This is a genomic window from Burkholderia territorii (assembly GCF_001718335.1).
Taxonomy (GTDB): domain Bacteria; phylum Pseudomonadota; class Gammaproteobacteria; order Burkholderiales; family Burkholderiaceae; genus Burkholderia; species Burkholderia territorii.
Genome location: NZ_CP013366.1, coordinates 3,106,816 through 3,125,007, shown reverse-complemented (window position 1 = coordinate 3,125,007; position 18,192 = coordinate 3,106,816). Strand labels below are relative to the sequence as shown.

Genomic DNA, 18,192 nt, shown 5'->3' with positions numbered 1-18,192 from the left:
TCAGGCGTCGCGTGCGTCCGGACTATAGCCGAGTTCGTAAGACAGTTTCTGCGCGCACGCGCGCAGCGCGGTGTCGATCTCGCCGCCCCACGCGATGTCGAATGTGCCTTCCTGGCCGAGCGCGACGATCGCGAGCGCGAGTTCGCCGACCGCATCGAACACCGGCATGCAGAACGCATGGATCGTCGGCAGCAGCATCCCTTCGACGCGCGCGGCCTGATGCGCGCGCACGTCGGCGAGCACCGCCTCGACCTCGTCGAGCGTGCGCGGCCCGCCGTGATGCGGCGAGCGGCGCGTATCGGCGAGCTCGCGTTCGAGCATCGCCGCGGTCTTGCTGCGCGGCAGATACGCGGCGAACAACAAGCCCGTCGCAGAGCCGAGCAGCGGCATCACGTCGCCGAGCTTCAGCGACGCCTTCGCCGGATGGCTCGACTCCATCCAGTGCACGATCGTCGGCCCTTGATTGCCCCACACCGCGATGCCGACCGTCTGGTCGACGCGGTCGCGCAGTTCGGTCAGCGCGATCCGCGCGAGCTTCACGCCGTCCACGCGTGCGAGCCGCGCGAGGCCCATCTGCAGCGCGAAGCCGCCGAGTTCGTAGCGGCCCGACACGGGATCCTGCGACACGACGCCGAGCCGCGAGAAGCTGACCAGGTAGCGATGCGCCTTCGCGGGGCTCATGCCCGCGCGCTGCGCGAGATCGCGCAGCATCATCGCGCGCGGCTCGCTCGTCAGCACGTCGAGCAGGCGGAAGCCGACTTCGATCGACTGGATGCCGGAGCGAACCTTCTCGCCGCCTTCGCCGTGCTCGCCGGAGCCGGTGTCGTCGGTGTCGGAATCGGCGAGATCGTCGTCGGGAAGCGGGCTGGCGGGCATGGGCAACGGGGCGCGACAAGGCGGCAAGGGTCGGGACGAAAGCGGCGTGCACGATCGTGGCGCGCCGCACGGATTCACCATCGTAAAATAGATTCCCTCCATCGTCACTACAACGGCAGATACCCCATGAAACTTGCATCGCTGAAGGACGGCACGCGCGACGGCCAGCTGATCGTCGTGTCGCGCGACCTGCACACCGCGGCGATCGCCGATGCGATCGCACCGACGCTGCAGCGCGTCCTCGACGACTGGGCGTTCTACGCGCCGCAACTGCGCGACCTGTACGACGCGCTGAACCACGGCCGCGCCCGCAACGCGTTCGCGTTCGACCCGGCGAACTGCATGGCGCCGCTGCCGCGCGCGTTCCAGTGGGCCGACGGGTCCGCCTACGTGAATCACGTCGAGCTCGTGCGCCGCGCGCGCGGTGCCGAGATGCCGCCCGAGTTCTGGACCGATCCGTTGATGTACCAGGGCGGCAGCGACGATTTCCTCGGCGCGCGCGACGACATCGTGTGCCTGTCCGAGGAGTGGGGCATCGATTTCGAGGCCGAAGTGGCGGTGATCACCGGCGACGTGCCGATGAGCGCATCGCCCGACGACGCGCTGAAGGCCGTGCGGCTCGTCACGCTCGTGAATGACGTGTCGCTGCGCAACCTGATTCCGGCGGAGCTCGCGAAGGGCTTCGGTTTCTTCCAGAGCAAGCCCGCCACCGCGTTCGCGCCGGTCGCGGTCACGCTCGACGAACTCGGCGACGAATGGCGCGAGGGCCGCGTGCATCGGCCGATGATCGTCCACTGGAACGGCAAGAAGGTTGGCCAGCCCGATGCGGGCACCGACATGGTCTTCCACTTCGGCCAGCTGATCGCGCACGCGGCGAAGACGCGCAACCTGCGTGCCGGCTCGATCATCGGCTCGGGCACGGTGTCGAACAAGGACGCGAAGCGCGGCTATTGCTGCATCGCCGAGAAGCGCTGCCTCGAGACGATCGAGCACGGCGCGCCGCAGACCGAATTCATGCGCTACGGCGACACCGTGCGCATCGAGATGTTCGACGCGGCCGGCAAGTCGATCTTCGGCGCGATCGAGCAGGCCGTCGCGCCGCCCGACGGCGCGGCCTGAACGCCGGCGCGAAGCCCGGCCGCGGCCCGCGCGCCGGGTTTCGCCCGATGTTTGGCCGCGCGGGCTTGGCTACACTCGATTCAGGCGTTTCAAACGTCGAATGCATTTCAACGATCCTGGAGCTGCGCATGGCCGATCTCGCCGCATACGGCGCTTACGAAGCATTGAAGGTGACGCGCCGCGAGCATGGCGTGCTCGACATCGTGATGAGCGGCGAGGGCGCGAACCGCAGCGGGCTCGCGACCGCGAACGAACGCATGCATCGCGAGCTCGCCGACATCTGGCGCGACGTCGATCGTGATCCCGACACGCGCGTCGCGGTGATCCGCGGCGAGGGCAAGGGCTTTTCGGCGGGCGGCGATCTCGCGCTCGTCGAGGCGATGGCGAACGACTTCGACGTGCGCGCCCGCGTGTGGCGCGAGGCACGCGACCTCGTCTACAACGTGATCAACTGCAGCAAGCCGATCGTGTCCGCGATGCACGGGCCGGCCGTGGGCGCGGGGCTCGTCGCCGGCCTGCTCGCCGATATCTCGATCGCCGCGAAGGATGCGCGCATCATCGACGGTCATACGCGGCTCGGCGTCGCGGCCGGCGATCACGCGGCGATCGTGTGGCCGCTGTTGTGCGGGATGGCGAAGGCGAAGTATTACCTGCTGCTGTGCGAACCGGTGAGCGGCGAGGAGGCCGAGCGGATCGGCCTCGTGTCGCTCGCGGTCGAGCCGGCCGACCTGCTGCCGAAGGCGTACGAGGTCGCGGAGAGGCTCGCGCACGGGTCGCAATCGGCGATCCGCTGGACCAAGTACGCGCTGAACAACTGGCTGCGCAGCGCCGGGCCGGCCTTCGATACGTCGCTCGCGCTCGAGTTCATGGGCTTCTCGGGGCCCGACGTGCAGGAAGGCATCCGCTCGCTGCGCGAGCGGCGCGCCCCCGACTTCCGCGGCGACGCACCGTTCTGACGCGCGCTATGATCGGATCAACGGCGGCCGCGCGACTCACGCCGGCCGCATCGCCCACCCAGTCAACCAGGATGCCCGTATGACGACCGATGCCTCCGGCTCCAATCCTTTCGCCGGCTTTGCCGGTTTCAAGCCTGCCGACATGCTCGACCGGATGTGGGACATGATGCGGATGTCGCCGTTCGGCGGGATGGCGTCGTTTCCCGGCGCCGCATCGGGGCTGCCACCGTCGCTGTCGAGCATGTCCGACATGATGGCGCCGCTCACGAGCGTCGAGGAGCTCGACAAGCGGATCACCGACCTGCGCGCAGTCGAGCAGTGGCTCAAGCTCAATCTCGGGATGCTGCAGTCCGCGATCCAGGCGCTTGAGGTACAGCGCGCGACGCTCGCGACGCTGCGCGCGTTCGGCGCGTTCGCGCAAAGCTCGATGTCGGCGGCCGAGGACGCCGCGGTCGCGGCCGCGCAAGCGGCGTCCGCGCCGCGCGCCGATGTGCCGCGCGCCGATGCGCCGCAGGCGCCGGATGCCGCTGCCGCGCCCGACGCACCGCCGGCAGGCGACGCCGCGCAGCAGGCATTCGACCCGGCCGGCTGGTGGAACCTGCTGCAGGCGCAGTTCAACCAGCTCGCGAGCCTCGCGATGGCGCAGCCGGGCGCGCAACCCGACGCGTCGGGCGCTGCGCCGTCCGGGCAGGCCGCATCGACGGCGCGGGCGGAGCCGCCCGCACCGGCCGCCGCCGCGCCGCGCAAGCCGGCCGCGAAGCGCGCGAAGCCGGCCGGCTCGGCCGCGGCGCGCGCGGCGGCCGCGTCGTCGCCCGAAACGCGTCCGCCGAAGCGCTCGACGTGACGCGCACCGGATAGCAGGTCGATCATGCGGCTCGCGCTCGTGCTGATGGGAGGCGGCGCACGTGCCGCCTACCAGGTCGGCGTGCTGAAGGCGCTGGCCGAGATCGCGCGCGAGGCCGATCCGAACCGGCACACGGTGCCGTTCACGGTCGTCTGCGGCTCGTCGGCCGGCGCGATCAATGCAACTTCGATCGCGAGCCACGCGGACGATTTTTCGCACGGCGTGCGGCGGCTGCTGGAATTCTGGGAGCCGCTGCGCGCGGACTACGTGTATCGCACCGACTGGCTCGGCATCGCGGCGGCGGGCGCACGCTGGCTCGCGACGATGACCTTCGGCTGGGCGGCGCGCCGCTCCCCGCGCGGGTTGCTCGACAACGCGCCGCTCGCCCACCTGCTGCAGCGCGAGCTGAGCTTTCACCGGATCGAGCAGATGCTCGAGAGCCGGCTGCTGCACGCGCTCTCGGTGACGGCGCTCAGCTATTCGAGCGGCCGGCACCTGACCTTCTACCAGGCTGCCGAGCCGATCCAGGCCTGGCGGCGCGCGCAGCGCACCGCGCGGCTCGTCGATCTGTCGGCGTCGCACCTGCTTGCGTCGTCGGCCATTCCGTTCGTGTTTCCCGCCGTGCCGCTCGTGCTCGACGGCCAGGTCGAATATTTCGGCGACGGCTCGATCCGGCAGGTCGCGCCGCTGTCGCCGGCGATCCACTTCGGCGCGAACCGGATCGTCGTCGTCGGCGCGGCCGACCCGCGGCCCGAGATCCCGGCCGCGAACGGCTCGGGGCGGGTGCGCGGCTACCCGACGCTCGCGCAGATCGGCCAGCAGGTGCTCGCGAGCGTGTTTCTCGACTCGATCGGCTCGGACATCGAGCGCATCGAACACATCAACCGGATGATCGAGCACTTGCCGCACCAGGTCGAAGTGGACAGCGGCTGGCGGCACGTCGACGTGCTCGCGATCGCGCCGTCCGAGCGCATCGAGCTGATCGCCGCGAAACACCTGAAGCAGATGCCGGCCACGATGCGCGGGCTGCTCGGCGCGATCGGCGGCAGCCAGCCGGCCGGCGCGTCGTTCGCGAGCTACCTGCTGTTCGAGGAAGCCTTCACGCGCGAGCTGATCGAGCTGGGCTATCGCGACGGGCGCGCGCAGCGCGACACGCTGGCGGACTGGATCGCCGGGGCCGACGGCGGCAGCGCGCCGCCATCCGGCACGTCGCCGGCGGGCGGTCGCGCAAGCGGCGAAATACGGGTCTGACGCCCATGACGCGCGCAGAGCGCGCCAGGCGCCCGAAGCTTACATATCGGTTGCATTTTCGCGACGGCTGCCCCGCGACCGATCGCCGCACCGCTGCTGGCGGCGCGCGACCGGTTCAGCGTCTCGGAACCGTCATGCACGCGTGCTATCATGGCCGCCGCCGTATACACCATATCGAGCAGCCCGCCGGTCCGGCGGTCGCACGGGAACCCGTCGGGGACCGCGTGGCGCCGGGCGGGCTCGCCACCGAGCCGGCTTGCGCCGGCCCCCCACATCAGGCACGCGCGGCCGGTTCCGTTCGAGCGGAGCGGGGCCGCCGTGCTTCAACGCGGCGCGGCCGCCCGGCTGCCGGAAGCGGAAACTGCGTCCGGGGGCGGGATACACGCGTAAAATTAGAGTCTTGGCTGCAAAAGGCGCGCTTGTGCGCCGGCGCGGCAACAGTCACGTTTAGAGAAGTCGCATTGCGCAGAACAGGGGTGGGACCATCATGAACACCATGCTTTATCCGGAACTTTACAGGTCGCTCGAAGCTGTCCGCTGGGACATGGAAAAGGACATTCCGTGGGACAAGTTCGACGCTTCGTTGCTCACCGACGAGCAGGCGAAGACGATCAAGATGAACGCGATCACCGAATGGTCGGCGCTGCCCGCGACGGAAATGTTCCTGCGCGACAACCAGCACGACAGCGACTTTTCCGCGTTCATGAGCGTGTGGTTCTTCGAGGAGCAGAAGCATTCGCTCGTGCTGATGGAATACCTGCGTCGCTTCCGGCCCGAAATGGTGCCGACCGAGGAAGAGCTGCACGCGGTGCGCTTCGAGTTCGATCCGGCGCCGCCGCTCGAGACGCTGATGCTGCACTTCTGCGGCGAGATTCGCCTGAACCACTGGTATCGCTGCGCGGCCGACTGGCACACCGAGCCGGTCATCAAGCACATCTACGAAACGATCTCGCGCGATGAAGCGCGCCATGGCGGCGCATACCTGCGCTACATGAAGAAGGCGCTGAACAATTGCGGCGACGTCGCGCGCGCGGCGTTCGCGAAGATCGGCGTGCTGATGGCGTCGGCGCGCCGCACCGAGAAGCCGCTGCACCCGACCAACCTGCACGTGAACCAGGCGCTGTTCCCGCGCGACACCGTGCAGTCGCGCCTGCCCGATCCGGAGTGGCTCGAGCGCTGGCTCGACGAGCAGATCCGCTTCGACGGCGAGTGGGAGAAGAAGGTCGTCGAGCGAATCCTGCACAACCTGTCGATCCTGTTCGAGCGCACGTTCGCGACCGCGCAGGAGCTGAACCGCTACCGCAAGGAAGTCACCGGGCGCCTGCAGTCCGAAAGCGGCCCGTCGTCGGCCGCGCAACCGGCCTGAGGCCGCACGGCATCGCAGCCGGCGTGAAGCGCCGCCGGCCGCGAGTCGCCGCAGTGTCGTTCCGCATGAAGCCCGCCCGGCCGTCCGGCGGGCTTTTTATCTGGCGCCGCCGTGTTCCGTTGCGATGTGCACCGCGCGCCGCTCACGCCATCCGAAATTCATCATGTCCGCTACCTTCGAACGCAAGCTGATCACCCGCGATGCCCTGGTTGCCCTGCGCGCTTCGCTGCCTTCGCCCGTCGTGTTCACGAACGGCGTGTTCGACATCCTGCATCGTGGCCACGTCACGTACCTCGCCGATGCGAAGGCGCTCGGCGCGTGCCTGATCGTCGGCGTGAACAGCGATGCGTCGGTGCGCATGCTCGGCAAGGGCGACGACCGTCCGATCAACCGCGAGGAAGACCGGATGGCGCTGCTCGCCGCGCTGGAAAGCGTCGACTGGGTCGTGAAATTCGAGGAAAAGACGCCGGTGTTGCTGATCGAGGCCGTCCGTCCGGACATTCTCGTGAAGGGCGGCGACTACGACATGGACGCGCTGCCGGAATCGGCCATCGTGCGCGGCTGGGGCGGGCGGGCGCTCGCGATTCCGTTCGAGCACGACCGCTCGACCACCGCGCTGCTGAAGAAGGTGCGCGCGCAGCAGTCGTGATGCGGGTGTAGCGCCGTCAGGGCGCGGATGCCGCGAGCGGCTCGGCCGTCACGGCCGGCGCGCCGATCGGGCCGCCGATCACCGGCTGATCGCTCTCTTGCGCGAGCGGCATCGCATGCAACGCATCGGGCCGCACCTGCCGCGACAGCACGCCCGGTTCGCGCGGGCCGGCCGCCGGCAGCGGCCCGAACACGCCGCGCACCGCGACGAACGCAAGCAGGTTCGCGAGAATGAGAACAGCGATCAGCCAGCGCAGCATCGTCGACACTCCTCGTCGTTGTTCGGTCGTTCAGTTGTTCAGTCGGGCCGGCTGCATCGCACGCGCGGGCGTTGCCGCGGGCGATCGTACGCATCGGCCAGGCCGCATGCCGATGCGGCCAGCTGTCCGCGTCGGCGCAAACGCCGGCGCCCATTTCCCATCTTCACCGTGACGATGCCCGCAGCCGGGCATCCGTCGATGCGGCCGGCGCGATGCCGGCCGGTTTCCGTCAATTTCGCGCCTCCGCCGCCGCCTCCGCCGCGATCAACGCAAGCCCGGACAGGATCAGCGCGTCGTGCCGCGTATGCGGCAGCGTCAGCGCGCGCGCGACGTCGTCCGCCGCGCCGCCCGCCAGCACGAGCCGCACGGGCGCCTGCCATGCATCGGCGAGCTCGCGCCATGCGCGCTCGATCAGCCCCGCCTGCGCGTACAGGCAGCCCGCCGACAGCGAGCGCGGCGTATCGACCTGGAACGGCTCGGCCTGCGCGCCCGCGAGCAGCCCGCTCGCGATGTCGGTCGTGAGCGTCGGCAGCTGCGCGGTGTGCGTGCCGAGCGCGCGCATCATCAGTGCCCAGCCGGGCGCGATCAGCCCGCCGGTGAAGCGGCCGTCCGCGCGCAGCGCTTCGAGCGTCGTCGCCGTGCCGAAGGTCGCGATCAGCAGATGCTCGCCCGGAAACGCCGCCCGTGCGCCGATCAGGCCGGCCCAGCGATCGCTGCCGAGCTGCTCGGGCGTCGTGTAGCCGTTCGTCACGCCGCATTGTGCGGGCCGCGAGCGGATCGTCGTGCGCGCGAGGCCCGGCCAGCGGGCATCGAGCAACGCATCGAGCCGCGCGGCCACGTCGGCGCCCGCGACGTTCGAGATCCAGGCGCCACGCGGACGCGGCAGAGCCGACCAGTCGGGATCGGCACCGCCGTCGCGCGTATGGCCGAACGCGCCGGTGTCGACGAGCGTGCGCTGCGCGTCGGCAAGCGCCCACTTGATCCGGCTGTTGCCGGCGTCGATCAGCAGATGCGGTGCGTTCATTGCGCTTCGCGCAGCGATACGTCGCCGGCTGCGATTGCCTGGATGCCGTCCGGCGTGTCGAGCAGCAGCTGGCCGGTCGCGTCGATGCCGGTGGCGATGCCGCGCACGCGTTCGACGCCCTGTTCGAGCAGCACGACTTCGCGTCCCGCGTACGCGTGCAGCGCGTGCCAGCGCGGCAGGAACGGCGCGAGCCCGTCGGTGCCGAACTGCGCGAGTGCGGGCGTGAGCGCGTTCAGCGCCGCGGCGAGCGTGTCCGTGAGGTTCGCCGACGCGCAGGCGGCCGACAACGCGGCCGGCGGCAGCCCGCTCGCGAGCGTCGCTTCGCGCGCGCGCAGCGCATCGACCTGCGCGGCAACGGCTTGCGCGCCGCGCACGTTGATGCCGAAGCCGATCACGACGGCCGTCGCGTCGGCGGTGGTCCAGACGGTTTCGATCAGGATCCCGGCGAGCTTGCCGACGATGCGCGGCGCGCCGTCGTCGATGGTCGTCAGCAGCAGGTCGTTCGGCCACTTGAGCGCGACGCGCGCGCGGGCGTCGAGCGGCAGCGTGGCGAGCCCTTCCGCGAGCGCGACGCCGATCGCGATGCTGAGGCCGCCGAGCGCATCGACGGAGCGGGGCACGATGCAGCCGACCGAGCACAGCAACGCGTTGCCGGGCTGCGCGAACCAGGGCCGACCTTGCCGGCCGCGGCCCGCCGTCTGCTCGAACGCGACGCGCACGAGCGGTGCGGGCAGCGCGTTCGCGGTGCGCGGCAGCGCCTTCAGGCGCGTCGCGATGTCGGCATTGGTCGAGCCGGTGGCGGCGACGATGTCGAGCGGCCACGCACGCGGGCCGGCGTCCAGGTGTGCCTCGAGCCGGTTGCGCGCGATGTGCGCGTCGCCGGAATCGGGCGTGTCGGAGGAGGTGGGGGCGTTCATGGCGCCTATTGTAGCGACAGGGGACAGTGCGTGACGGGCGGCGCGCATGCCGGGCGGCCGACGTGCGCAGGGCCGCCCGGCATGCGGTCTGGTACTTCGCCATCTGGCTCGGCGTGTTGATGTTTTTTTCAACGTCAAACGCCATCTCGCCCGCAAGCAGCGTCTTGCCATGCAGGGCAGGCCCCGGCGGGCCGACACACGAGGATCGGTGCGCCGCGCATCGATTCGCGTTGCGGACGATCGATGCGCGGCGCGTCAACTCATGCCCGTCGCGGAAAGCGCCGCCCTGCCGCCGCATTCGCGCCGGCGCCGCCAACGCACCGTCACGGCGCGACGACCGGATGCTTCAACGCATGCGCGGTCTCGATCCACTGCGCGTGGAATTCGTCCGCGTCGGGCCGCAGCCCCAGCTCGCCGTTGCGATACGCCATCGCGAGCGTCTGCACGGCTTCGGGCAGCTCGTGTTCCGCCGCACGACGATACAGCGCGAGTGCGCGCGCTTCGTCGCGCGGCACGCCGCTGCCTTCGCGGTACGCGTTGGCGAGCATGAAGTCCGCGGCCGGGATGTCCGCGCGCGACGCGATTTCGAACCAGTGCGCGGCGCGCACCGGATCGGCCGCGACGCCGTAACCGCTGCGATAGATCAACCCGAGGTAATACGCGGCGGCCGGGTCGCCCTGCGCGGCCGCTTCGCCGAGCAGCATGCGGGCGCGCGCGTAGTCCTTCGGCATGTCGCCGCTGCCGAGCAGCAGCGCCTTGCCGAGCGCCAGTTGCGCACGCCGCGCGGCCGGCGTGTCGGTGCGGCCGTCCGCCTGCGCGGCGGTTTCGAGCCAGCCGCGTCCCTCGTCGCGCAGCCCCGGCTCGCGCGCATCGACGAGCGCGATCCCGAGCGCCGCCTGCGCGTCGCCCGAGCCGCGCCGCGCGAGCGTGCGCAACTGCGCGAGCGCGTGCGGCTCGACCGCCTGCGCGACCATCGCCTGCCATTCGTCGAGCTGCGCGGCGCTCGGCGCGGGGCCGGCGGCGCGCCAGCCGGTCGCCGCGACGACGGCCGCGACGGTCACGGCCGCCGCCGCGAGCAGCGCGGCGGGCGGGAGCTTTGCGCGCAGCACGCGCCGCGCGGTGCCGGCGAGGCCGGTCTCGGCCGGACGCATGGTCCGGATCGGTTGCATCGCGGGTCTCGAGGTCATTGCGTGAGGTCGATCTCGTAGATGGCGAGGTTCTTGCCCGAGCCGTCGTCGGCGGCGACCTGCGTGAGGCCGGTCAGGCCGGCTGCCGCCGCGTCGCCGAGCCGGTTCGGCGCCGACGTGAACTGCACGTGCGCGACCGAGCTCGCGAGCTTCGTGAAGCGCCAGCTGCGCTGCGCGCCGTCCGCCGCGCGCGTGATCGCGCCGCGCTTCTTGATGAACGAAATCAGCACGTCGCGGTTCGCGTCGGGCGACGCGAAGATCGTCTTGCTGCCGTCGAGGCCGGGGAAGTTGCCGCCGCCGCTCGCGCGGTAGTTGTTGGTCGCGACGATGAACTGCGCGTTCGGGTCGATCGGCGCGCCCTTGTACGTCAGGTTCCTGATCCGGCTGCCGACCGGCTGCGTGACGTCGATCTCGTACGCGAGATCCGCGGACGTGAACATGTCGAAGTTGTAGCCGGGGAAGCTGCTGACGAGCGGCTGCACGGTCGCCTTGGCCGGATCGATCGTGTTGAAGCGCTTCGCGGCCGTCTCGAGCCAGTTCTTCACGTCGCTGCCGCTCACCTTCACCGCGTACACCGTGTTCGGATACAGGTACAGGTCGGCCGCGTTGTTGATCGCGAGCGCGCCGGGCGCGACGTCGGTGTAGTCGCTGCCGCCGCCGAAGCCGCTCTTGAACGGCGCGCTGACCGACAGCACCGGCAGCGACGCGTATTGCGGCAGGTTCGCCTGCACGTAGGTCTTCACGTAGTCGGCCTGCGCCTCGTTGACGATCTGGATCGCGCCGGGATCGCCGACGTCCGCGAAGTACGAGTTCATCCGGTAGTCGGTCGAGCCGATCGGCGTCTTCACGTAGTCGATCGTCGCCTGGTGCTCGGCGGCGATCGCGGCGGACACCGACGGATCGGCGGCGACGTAGCTTTTGTCGGCGTTCTGGATCGGCCGCGCCTCGACGGTCGTCTGCGACTTGTCGACGCTCCACGCGTTGCCGTCGAACTTCAGGCTGAGCTTGATCACGCCGAGATGCTTGCCCCAGTAGTTCGCCATCACGGTCGGCACGCCGTTGACGGTGCCCTTCGCCTTGTCGACGCCCGGCAGGTTGAACTGCGCGACGGTGCTGTTCGCGTCCGGGAACACCTGGTGCGAGTGGCCGATCAGCATCGCGTCGATGCCGGGCACCTTCGACAGCCACCAGCTGCCGTTTTCCATCGTCGGCGAATACGCGGAATTGTCGAGGCCGCCGTGCGAGATCGCGACGACCAGATCGGCGCCCTTCGCGCGCATCTCCGGGATGTACTTCTCGGCCGCTTCCTTCAGGCCGGTCGTGTAGACCTTGCCGTCGAGCCAGCGCTTGTCCCAGCTCATGATCGCCGGCGGCGTGAAGCCGATGATGCCGATCTTCACCGGCGCGCTGACGGTCTTGCCGTCGGGCGTGACGGCCGTCACCGTGCGGGTCAGGATCGTGTACGGCGTGAACAGCGGCGCGTTGGTCCGCGCGCTGATCACGTTCGCGAGCACCTGCGGGAAGTTCGGGCCCGCGCACTTCTTCTGTTGCGCGGGGGCCGGCAGGCCGTCGACGTCGAACGTGTTGCCGGTCACCTGCGACAGGTACGGCAGCCCGTAGTTGAACTCGTGGTTGCCGATTCCGCCGCCGTCGAACTTCGCGGCGTTCATCACCTTGTAGATCGCGAGCGTCTGGTCGCAGCCGAGCGGGTTCACGAGCGCCTGGTAATCCGACAGCGCGGTGCCCTGGATCGTGTCGCCGTTGTCGAGCAGCAGCGTGTTCGGGTACTGCGCGCGCGCCTGCGCGATCAGCGTCGACACGCGCTCGAAACCGAGCGACTTGTCGGCGGCGAGCTTGAAATAGTCGTACGACAGCACGTTGGTGTGCAGGTCGGTCGTTTCGAGCAGCGCGAGCGTGGCCGTCGTGCCGGCCGGCGCCCGGGCCTGCGTCTGCGACGAGGGGGCGGTGACGTCGTCGCCGCCGCAACCGGCGAGGGCGAAGGCGAGACTGGCGAGCGCGGCGGCGGTGCGCGCGCGGCGGCGGGTAAGCGGGGGCAGACGCATCGATTGTCCTGTTTGGTGTTCTGTTCCGAGCATTGCGAGACGCCGCGAAATGGCGGCGCGGGCGCCGACGGCCTGATGTGCGGCGCGTGAGAGTATCGAAAGGAAACGTGACGGAAGAATGAAAGGTCGCGTGTGCCGCGCGCCGTGGCGGAGGCCAACGCCGCCACGGGGCATGCCGGGCACCGTCGTCCGCTCCGACGGAAATCCTCACGTCGCGCCGCCGGACGGTTCGCTACAATGGCCGCTGTCATCCTTTTGCAAACAACCCGCCCTTGGACTTCGACACATCTCCCGGCCTGTCGGTCGACGCCGGCGGCCAGGGCCAGACGGTGCGCCTGACCGGCCAGTGGACCGCGCTTGCGCTCGCGCGCAATCGCGGCGAGGTCGCGCGCCGCATCGCGGGCCTGGCGTCCGGGCGCGTGAACGAATGGGATCTGTCCGGCATCGAGCGGCTCGACCATGTCGGCGGCCAGGCGCTGTGGCGCGTCTGGGGCCGCAAGCTGCCGGCCGGCGTCGCGCTGAGCGCCACGCAGCGCACGATCTTCGAGCGGATCGAGCGTCTCGACAGCCAGCGCGAGGCGCCCGAGCGCATCGTGCGCTTCGATCCCGTCACGCGGCTCGGCCAGGCGATCTTCTCGTTCGGCGAACATCTGCAGGGCGGCATCGCGATGTTCGGCCTCGTGATCCTCGATGCGCTGTCGGTGCTGCGCCGTCCGCAGACGATGCCGTGGAAGGAAACCTCCGCGAATATCTACAGCGCCGGCGCGCAGGCGCTGCCGATCACCGCGCTGGTCGCATTCCTGATCGGCATCGTGCTCAGCTACCTGTCCGCGCAGCAACTGCAGATGTTCGGCGCGAACCGCTACATCGTGAACATTCTCGGGCTGTCGGTGATTCGCGAACTCGGCCCGGTGTTGTCCGCGATCCTCGTCGCGGGCCGCTCGGGCTCGGCGATCACCGCGCAGATCGGCGTGATGCGCGTGACCGAGGAACTCGACGCGATGCGCGTGATGGGCATTCCGCACGGGTTGCGGCTGATCCTGCCGCGCGTGCTCGCGCTCGGCGTCGCGATGCCGCTGCTCGTGATGTGGACCAACGTCGTCGCGCTGACGGGCGGCGCGCTCGCCGCGAAGTTCGTGCTGGGGATCGACGTCAACTATTTCGTGCGCTCGCTGCCGGGCGTCGTGCCGATCGCGAACCTGTACATCGGCCTCGGCAAGGGCGTCGTGTTCGGCATGCTGATCGCGCTGGTCGCATGTCATTTCGGCTTCCGGATCAAGGCGAACTCGCAGAGCCTCGGCGAAGGCACGACGACGTCGGTCGTCACGTCGATCACGGTCGTGATCCTCGCCGACGCGGTGTTCGCGATCCTGTTCCAGAACGTGGGGCTCGGATGAACGCGTCGAAAGATTCGGCGGCCGGTGCCGCGCCGGCCGGTGCCGCGCCGGCAGACGATGCCCGTGCGCACGCCGCGGCACTCGACGCGGGCACGGTCGGCGCGCCGCCGGCGCCGGCCGCGCGCGGCGATGACCTCGTGATCGAGGTGCGCAACCTGACGAAGCGCTACGGGCGCAACATCGTTCACCAGAAGCTCGATTTCGACGTGCGGCGCGGCGAAATCGTCGCGATCGTCGGCGGCTCGGGCTCGGGCAAGACGACGCTCGTGCGGCAGATCCTCGGCCTCGAGCGGCCGACCTCGGGCACGATCAAGGTGTTCGGCGAAGACACGTCGAAGATCGACGACGCGACCGCGCGAATGATGCGCACGCGTTCCGGAATGCTGTTCCAGCAGGGCGCGCTGTTCTCGTCGATGACGGTGTTCGACAACGTCGCGCAGCCGCTGCGCGAACTTGGCCGCGTCCCGCCCGACCTGCTGCACGACATCGTGATGCTCAAGCTCGAGATGGTCGGGCTGCCGTGCAAGCACGCGTCGAAGATGCCGGCCGCGCTGTCGGGCGGGATGGTGAAGCGGGTCGGCATCGCGCGCGCGATCGCGCTCGAGCCGGAGCTGCTGTTCCTCGACGAGCCGACCGCCGGCCTCGACCCGCAGGCCTCCGACGAATTCGTCGAGCTGATCGCGACGCTGCACCGCACGCTCGGGCTGACCGTCGTGATGGTGACGCACGATCTCGACACGATGGTCGCGCTGTCGACGCGCGTCGCGGTGCTGGCCGATCGCAAGGTGCTGGTCGCCGCGCCGGTCGAGGAGGCCGCGAACGTCGACCATCCGTTCATCCACGAATATTTCCTGGGGCTGCGCGGGCGCCGCGCACTGCAGGCGCTGCCGCCGGAGCGGCGCGCGAAGCTGCCGAAGGCGGCCCTCGAACCGGCGCTGTCGAGCGTCGAACTGTAGGAAAGGCACGAAGCAAGGAACCCGCGAATGGAAAACAAATCACATGCGTTCTGGGCCGGCCTGTTCACGATCGCGCTGACGCTGGCGATCGCGGGCACCGTGTTCTGGTTCAACGTCGATCGCACCGTGCGCGTGCCGTACGACCTGCTCGCGCGCACCAACGTGACGGGTCTGTTCCCCGACGCGGCCGTGCGTTTTCGCGGGCTCGACGTGGGCAAGGTGCAGTCGATCGGCTTCGACCGCTCGCATCCGGGCCAGATCCGGATCCGGATTCTCGTCGATCACGACGCGCCGATCACGCAGTCGACCTACGGCAGCCTCGGCTTCCAGGGCGTGACGGGCATCGCATTCGTGCAGCTCGAGGACACGGGCCGCGATCTGGCGCCGCTGCCGTCGTCGCCGAAGGCGATCGCGCAGATCCCGATGCGGCCGAGCCTGTTCGACCAGATCCAGGAGCGCGGCGACGTGCTGCTGCGGCAGCTCGAACTGGCGGCGAAAAGCGCGAACGCGCTGATGTCGCCGGAGATGCGCGAGCAACTGCGCGCGACGGCCGAAAGCCTGCAGCACGCGGCGGACGGCGCGACCACGCTGTCGAAGCAGCTCGCACCGGCGGTGGCCGCGCTGCCGGAAACGATGCACCAGGTCGATCGCGCGATGGCGTCGGCGAACACGCTGCTGCAGCCGAACGGCCCGCTCGTGTCGAACCTGAACAAGGCCGGCACGGCGGCCGAGCAGGTCGGCGTCGCGTTGAACGACCTGAACGCGCGGGTCCAGTACGACACGCTGCCGCGTTTCAACGCGCTGGCCGGCAGCGTCGGCGATGCGTCGCGGCAATTGAAGGACGTCGCCGGTGAACTCGGCCGCAACCCGAGCAGTCTGTTGTTCGGTTCGCCCGGCGCGGCGCCGGGGCCCGGCGAGGCGGGCTTCGTGTGGCCGGGCGCGGCAGCCGCGGCCGGGAAATGAAGCAGATCGCCAGTTCATCGAAGTTGATCGTCCGGCCCCGCGCGAGCGCGGGTCACGACGCCATCGAAACCGGAAACACCATGCAGGAACATGCCATGCCACGAATCCTTGATCGCGCGCTGCGTCCGGCCGCGACCGCGCTCGCGATGCTGACGCTCGTGCTCGCCGCCGGCTGCGCCGGCAACAGCGCGGCGCTGTCGAACATCCGCTACGACCTCGGTCCGGCCGCATCGACCGTCACGGCCGGCACGGGCCCCGCACTGAAGGTGCTCGACGTCGCGGCGCCCGACGCGCTCGACACCGACAAGTTCGTCTACCGTCTGGCGTATGCGGATGCGCAACGCATGGCCGTCTATCGCGACAGCCGCTGGACCGCGCCGCCCGCGCAACTGCTCACGCAGCGGCTGCGCGGCGCGCTGTCGTCGCGCGGCGCGGTGCTCGAAGGCTCCGACGGCGTGCGTGCGCCGACGCTGAAGGTCGATCTGAACGAATTCGAGCAGGTGTTCGACGGGCAATCGAAGAGCCATGGCGCGGTCACCGCGCGTGCGACGCTGATGCAGGACGGCAAGGTGCTCGGCCAGCGCACGTTCGTCGCGCGTGCGCCGTCGAGCACGCCCGATGCGGCCGGCGGCGCGCAGGCGCTCGCGGCCGCGAGCGACGAGCTCGTGTCGCAGATCGCCGCGTGGGTCGGCGTGCAGGCGTACGCGGGCAACCCGTGACGCAGCGCGCGCAGCCGCGATGAGCGCACCGGGCGCGTCGCGCGCGTCGTCGCTGGCGCGGCAGGCGTTCGCCGCGTATGCGGCGCTGATCGTCTATGCATCGCTGTATCCGTTCGACGGCTGGGTATCGCTCGGCATCGGGCCGTTCGACTATCTGTTCGCGCCGATGCAGCGTTATGTGACCGCGTTCGACGTGGTCACCAACGTGCTCGGCTACATGCCGTTCGGCGCCCTCGGCGTGCTCGCGCTGCATCCGCGCTGGCGCGGCGTGGCCGCGACGCTGCTCGTGGGCGGCCTCGGCGTGCTGCTGTCGGGATCGATGGAGGCGCTGCAGACCTACTTGCCCACGCGCGTCGCATCGAATCTGGACCTTGCGGCCAATGCGCTCGGCGCGCTGCTCGGCGCGGCGCTCGCGGCACCGGCCACCGGCGCGCTGCTCGAGCGCGGCGCGCTGCGGCGGTTGCGCTTCGCATGGTTCGAGGCCGACGGTGCGACCCCGCTGCTGCTCGCCGCGCTGTGGCCGTTCGCGATCCTGTTTCCGTCACCGTTCCTGTTCGGCATCGGCGACTGGCCGGCCGCGCTGTGGGAGCGCGCCGACGGCTCGATGCAGGACGCGCTGCTCGCATGGCTGCCGGATGCATGGCGCGTGAGCGAATGGCCGGAGCGCGTCGACGCCTGGCTGTCCGACTCCGCGTGGGAAGCCGCGCTCGGCGGGTTGATGCTGTTCGCCGCGCTGGCGATCGCGTCGCTCGCGATGCGCGCCGGCGCGCCGCGCGTGCGGCTCCTGATCGCGTTCGTCGCCGCGACGCTCGCGCTGAAGGCGGCCGCGACCTTCATGCAGTCGAGCACCGGCCTCGTCGTCGTGTGGGCGACGCCCGGCGCGCGGCTCGGCATCGAGCTCGGCTTCGCGGCGGCGCTGCTCGCGTTGCGCGTGCCGGCCACGTGGCGTGCGCTGCTCGCGGCGCTCGCGCTGCTGGCCGGCGTGGCGCTCGTCAACCTGCTGCCGGTCAACCCGTTCTTCGACTTCACACTGTCGGGCTGGCGGCAGGGCCGCTACGTGCACTTCAACAGCATCGCGCGCTGGCTCGCGTGGATCTGGCCCTACGCGGCGCTGATCTGGCTCGGCCAGCGGGTCGAGCACGCGTGGCTGCCGGCCGTGCGGCGGCGCTGACGCGGCAGCGGGCGCAACCACGAGCGCGGCCGCGCGCGTGTCGATCGCGGGCAGCCGCGCGCGCCGGTCGTTATAATCGTCCGCACATCCGTTGCCGCGCGCAACGTCAATCGCCTCTCTTTCCGTCCGGCGCCGCGCCGGGCCGCTCGTCACCATCATGGACTCCTACTACCAGCACCACGTCTTCTTCTGCCTGAACCAGCGCGAACCGGGCGCCGAGCGCCCGAGCTGCGCGCAATGCGATGCGCAGACCATGCAGGAGTACGCGAAAAAGCGCGTGAAGGAACTCGGCCTCGCCGGCCCCGGCAAGGTACGCATCAACAAGGCCGGCTGCCTCGACCGCTGCGAGGAAGGGCCCGTGATGGTCGTGTATCCGGAAGGCACGTGGTACACGTACGTCGATCGCGCCGACATCGACGAGATCGTCGAATCGCACCTGCGCGACGGCAAGGTCGTCGACCGCCTGAAGATCTGA

18 protein-coding genes are annotated in these 18,192 nt (G+C 70.2%); 12 read left to right on the top strand and 6 right to left on the bottom strand.

Going from position 1 to position 18,192, the window contains the following annotated elements:
• Positions 1-876, bottom strand: coding sequence for an IclR family transcriptional regulator (locus WS51_RS24920; protein WP_059507833.1), 876 nt, complete (start codon positions 874-876; stop codon positions 1-3).
• Between the two features lie 126 nt (positions 877-1,002).
• Between WS51_RS24920 and WS51_RS24915 the strand changes: the two genes are divergently transcribed.
• The 6 genes from WS51_RS24915 to rfaE2 all read left to right on the top strand — a co-directional run bounded on the left by WS51_RS24915 (position 1,003) and on the right by rfaE2 (position 7,061).
• Complete coding sequence (locus WS51_RS24915) at positions 1,003-1,995, top strand: fumarylacetoacetate hydrolase family protein (protein ID WP_069229893.1); 993 nt, start codon at positions 1,003-1,005, stop codon at positions 1,993-1,995.
• Positions 1,996-2,123: 128 nt separating this feature from the next.
• Positions 2,124-2,951 (top strand): enoyl-CoA hydratase/isomerase family protein, encoded by an 828-nt coding sequence (locus tag WS51_RS24910; RefSeq protein ID WP_059544902.1) that lies wholly within the window; start codon positions 2,124-2,126, stop codon positions 2,949-2,951.
• Positions 2,952-3,030: 79 nt separating this feature from the next.
• Positions 3,031-3,795 (top strand): PhaM family polyhydroxyalkanoate granule multifunctional regulatory protein, encoded by a 765-nt coding sequence (locus WS51_RS24905; RefSeq protein WP_059507830.1) that lies wholly within the window; start codon positions 3,031-3,033, stop codon positions 3,793-3,795.
• Positions 3,796-3,819: 24 nt separating this feature from the next.
• A complete protein-coding gene (locus WS51_RS24900; protein WP_059451552.1) occupies positions 3,820-5,046 on the top strand; it encodes a patatin-like phospholipase family protein in 1,227 nt (408 codons plus the stop codon).
• 487 nt (positions 5,047-5,533) lie between these two features.
• On the top strand, positions 5,534-6,412 hold the full coding sequence (locus WS51_RS24895; protein WP_059451551.1) for a ferritin family protein: 879 nt from the start codon (positions 5,534-5,536) through the stop codon (positions 6,410-6,412).
• Between the two features lie 163 nt (positions 6,413-6,575).
• Positions 6,576-7,061 carry a D-glycero-beta-D-manno-heptose 1-phosphate adenylyltransferase gene (gene rfaE2 / locus WS51_RS24890; RefSeq protein WP_069230039.1) on the top strand — a complete coding sequence of 162 codons (486 nt, stop codon included), beginning with the start codon at positions 6,576-6,578 and terminating at the stop codon, positions 7,059-7,061.
• 16 nt (positions 7,062-7,077) lie between these two features.
• Here the strand turns inward: rfaE2 and WS51_RS24885 are convergent, their stop codons facing one another.
• From WS51_RS24885 to WS51_RS24865, 5 genes are all read right to left on the bottom strand, one after another.
• Positions 7,078-7,320 (bottom strand): hypothetical protein, encoded by a 243-nt coding sequence (locus WS51_RS24885; RefSeq protein ID WP_059451615.1) that lies wholly within the window; start codon positions 7,318-7,320, stop codon positions 7,078-7,080.
• Between the two features lie 229 nt (positions 7,321-7,549).
• Positions 7,550-8,344 carry a type III pantothenate kinase gene (locus tag WS51_RS24880; RefSeq protein ID WP_059451550.1) on the bottom strand — a complete coding sequence of 265 codons (795 nt, stop codon included), beginning with the start codon at positions 8,342-8,344 and terminating at the stop codon, positions 7,550-7,552.
• Positions 8,341-9,261 (bottom strand): biotin--[acetyl-CoA-carboxylase] ligase, encoded by a 921-nt coding sequence (locus WS51_RS24875; protein ID WP_059768621.1) that lies wholly within the window; start codon positions 9,259-9,261, stop codon positions 8,341-8,343. The genes WS51_RS24880 and WS51_RS24875 overlap by 4 nt, the downstream gene beginning before the upstream one ends.
• A 323-nt stretch (positions 9,262-9,584) precedes the next feature.
• Positions 9,585-10,430, bottom strand: a complete 846-nt coding sequence (locus tag WS51_RS24870; RefSeq protein WP_069229892.1) for a tetratricopeptide repeat protein — start codon at positions 10,428-10,430, stop codon at positions 9,585-9,587.
• Positions 10,431-10,444: 14 nt separating this feature from the next.
• Positions 10,445-12,511 carry a bifunctional 2',3'-cyclic-nucleotide 2'-phosphodiesterase/3'-nucleotidase gene (locus WS51_RS24865; protein ID WP_069229891.1) on the bottom strand — a complete coding sequence of 689 codons (2,067 nt, stop codon included), beginning with the start codon at positions 12,509-12,511 and terminating at the stop codon, positions 10,445-10,447.
• A gap of 272 nt (positions 12,512-12,783) precedes the next feature.
• On the opposite strand from WS51_RS24865, the gene WS51_RS24860 reads away from it, so the two are divergent.
• The 6 genes from WS51_RS24860 to WS51_RS24835 all read left to right on the top strand — a co-directional run bounded on the left by WS51_RS24860 (position 12,784) and on the right by WS51_RS24835 (position 18,192).
• Positions 12,784-13,908, top strand: a complete 1,125-nt coding sequence (locus WS51_RS24860) for an MlaE family ABC transporter permease (protein WP_069229890.1) — start codon at positions 12,784-12,786, stop codon at positions 13,906-13,908.
• Positions 13,905-14,864: an ABC transporter ATP-binding protein gene (locus tag WS51_RS24855; protein ID WP_059544912.1), complete on the top strand. Its 960-nt coding sequence runs from the start codon at positions 13,905-13,907 to the stop codon at positions 14,862-14,864. The genes WS51_RS24860 and WS51_RS24855 overlap by 4 nt, the downstream gene beginning before the upstream one ends.
• Positions 14,865-14,891: 27 nt before the next feature.
• Complete coding sequence (locus tag WS51_RS24850) at positions 14,892-15,827, top strand: MlaD family protein (protein ID WP_059451545.1); 936 nt, start codon at positions 14,892-14,894, stop codon at positions 15,825-15,827.
• Between the two features lie 95 nt (positions 15,828-15,922).
• The gene (locus WS51_RS24845; RefSeq protein WP_059545019.1) at positions 15,923-16,546 is read left to right on the top strand and encodes an ABC-type transport auxiliary lipoprotein family protein; all 624 of its coding nucleotides are present in this window, start codon (positions 15,923-15,925) and stop codon (positions 16,544-16,546) included.
• 19 nt (positions 16,547-16,565) lie between these two features.
• Entirely contained in the window at positions 16,566-17,717 is a 1,152-nt protein-coding gene (locus tag WS51_RS24840; protein WP_059451544.1) for a VanZ family protein, read from the top strand.
• A 157-nt stretch (positions 17,718-17,874) separates the two neighbouring features.
• Positions 17,875-18,192 carry a (2Fe-2S) ferredoxin domain-containing protein gene (locus WS51_RS24835; RefSeq protein ID WP_045567109.1) on the top strand — a complete coding sequence of 106 codons (318 nt, stop codon included), beginning with the start codon at positions 17,875-17,877 and terminating at the stop codon, positions 18,190-18,192.

Excerpts from the sequence above, each read along its gene's own strand:
- WS51_RS24875 (WP_059768621.1), bottom strand. The coding sequence starts at position 9,261 with ATGAACGCCCCCACCTCCTCCGACACGCCCGATTCCGGCGACGCGCAC.
- WS51_RS24835 (WP_045567109.1), top strand. The coding sequence starts at position 17,875 with ATGGACTCCTACTACCAGCACCACGTCTTCTTCTGCCTGAACCAGCGC.
- WS51_RS24905 (WP_059507830.1), top strand. The coding sequence starts at position 3,031 with ATGACGACCGATGCCTCCGGCTCCAATCCTTTCGCCGGCTTTGCCGGT.
- WS51_RS24910 (WP_059544902.1), top strand. The coding sequence starts at position 2,124 with ATGGCCGATCTCGCCGCATACGGCGCTTACGAAGCATTGAAGGTGACG.
- WS51_RS24920 (WP_059507833.1), bottom strand. The coding sequence starts at position 876 with ATGCCCGCCAGCCCGCTTCCCGACGACGATCTCGCCGATTCCGACACC.
- WS51_RS24915 (WP_069229893.1), top strand. The coding sequence starts at position 1,003 with ATGAAACTTGCATCGCTGAAGGACGGCACGCGCGACGGCCAGCTGATC.
- WS51_RS24885 (WP_059451615.1), bottom strand. The coding sequence starts at position 7,320 with ATGCTGCGCTGGCTGATCGCTGTTCTCATTCTCGCGAACCTGCTTGCG.
- rfaE2 (WP_069230039.1), top strand. The coding sequence starts at position 6,576 with ATGTCCGCTACCTTCGAACGCAAGCTGATCACCCGCGATGCCCTGGTT.
- WS51_RS24855 (WP_059544912.1), top strand. The coding sequence starts at position 13,905 with ATGAACGCGTCGAAAGATTCGGCGGCCGGTGCCGCGCCGGCCGGTGCC.
- WS51_RS24850 (WP_059451545.1), top strand. The coding sequence starts at position 14,892 with ATGGAAAACAAATCACATGCGTTCTGGGCCGGCCTGTTCACGATCGCG.
- WS51_RS24880 (WP_059451550.1), bottom strand. The coding sequence starts at position 8,344 with ATGAACGCACCGCATCTGCTGATCGACGCCGGCAACAGCCGGATCAAG.
- WS51_RS24900 (WP_059451552.1), top strand. The coding sequence starts at position 3,820 with ATGCGGCTCGCGCTCGTGCTGATGGGAGGCGGCGCACGTGCCGCCTAC.
- WS51_RS24840 (WP_059451544.1), top strand. The coding sequence starts at position 16,566 with ATGAGCGCACCGGGCGCGTCGCGCGCGTCGTCGCTGGCGCGGCAGGCG.
- WS51_RS24865 (WP_069229891.1), bottom strand. The coding sequence starts at position 12,511 with ATGCGTCTGCCCCCGCTTACCCGCCGCCGCGCGCGCACCGCCGCCGCG.
- WS51_RS24870 (WP_069229892.1), bottom strand. The coding sequence starts at position 10,430 with ATGCAACCGATCCGGACCATGCGTCCGGCCGAGACCGGCCTCGCCGGC.
- WS51_RS24845 (WP_059545019.1), top strand. The coding sequence starts at position 15,923 with ATGCCACGAATCCTTGATCGCGCGCTGCGTCCGGCCGCGACCGCGCTC.
- WS51_RS24895 (WP_059451551.1), top strand. The coding sequence starts at position 5,534 with ATGAACACCATGCTTTATCCGGAACTTTACAGGTCGCTCGAAGCTGTC.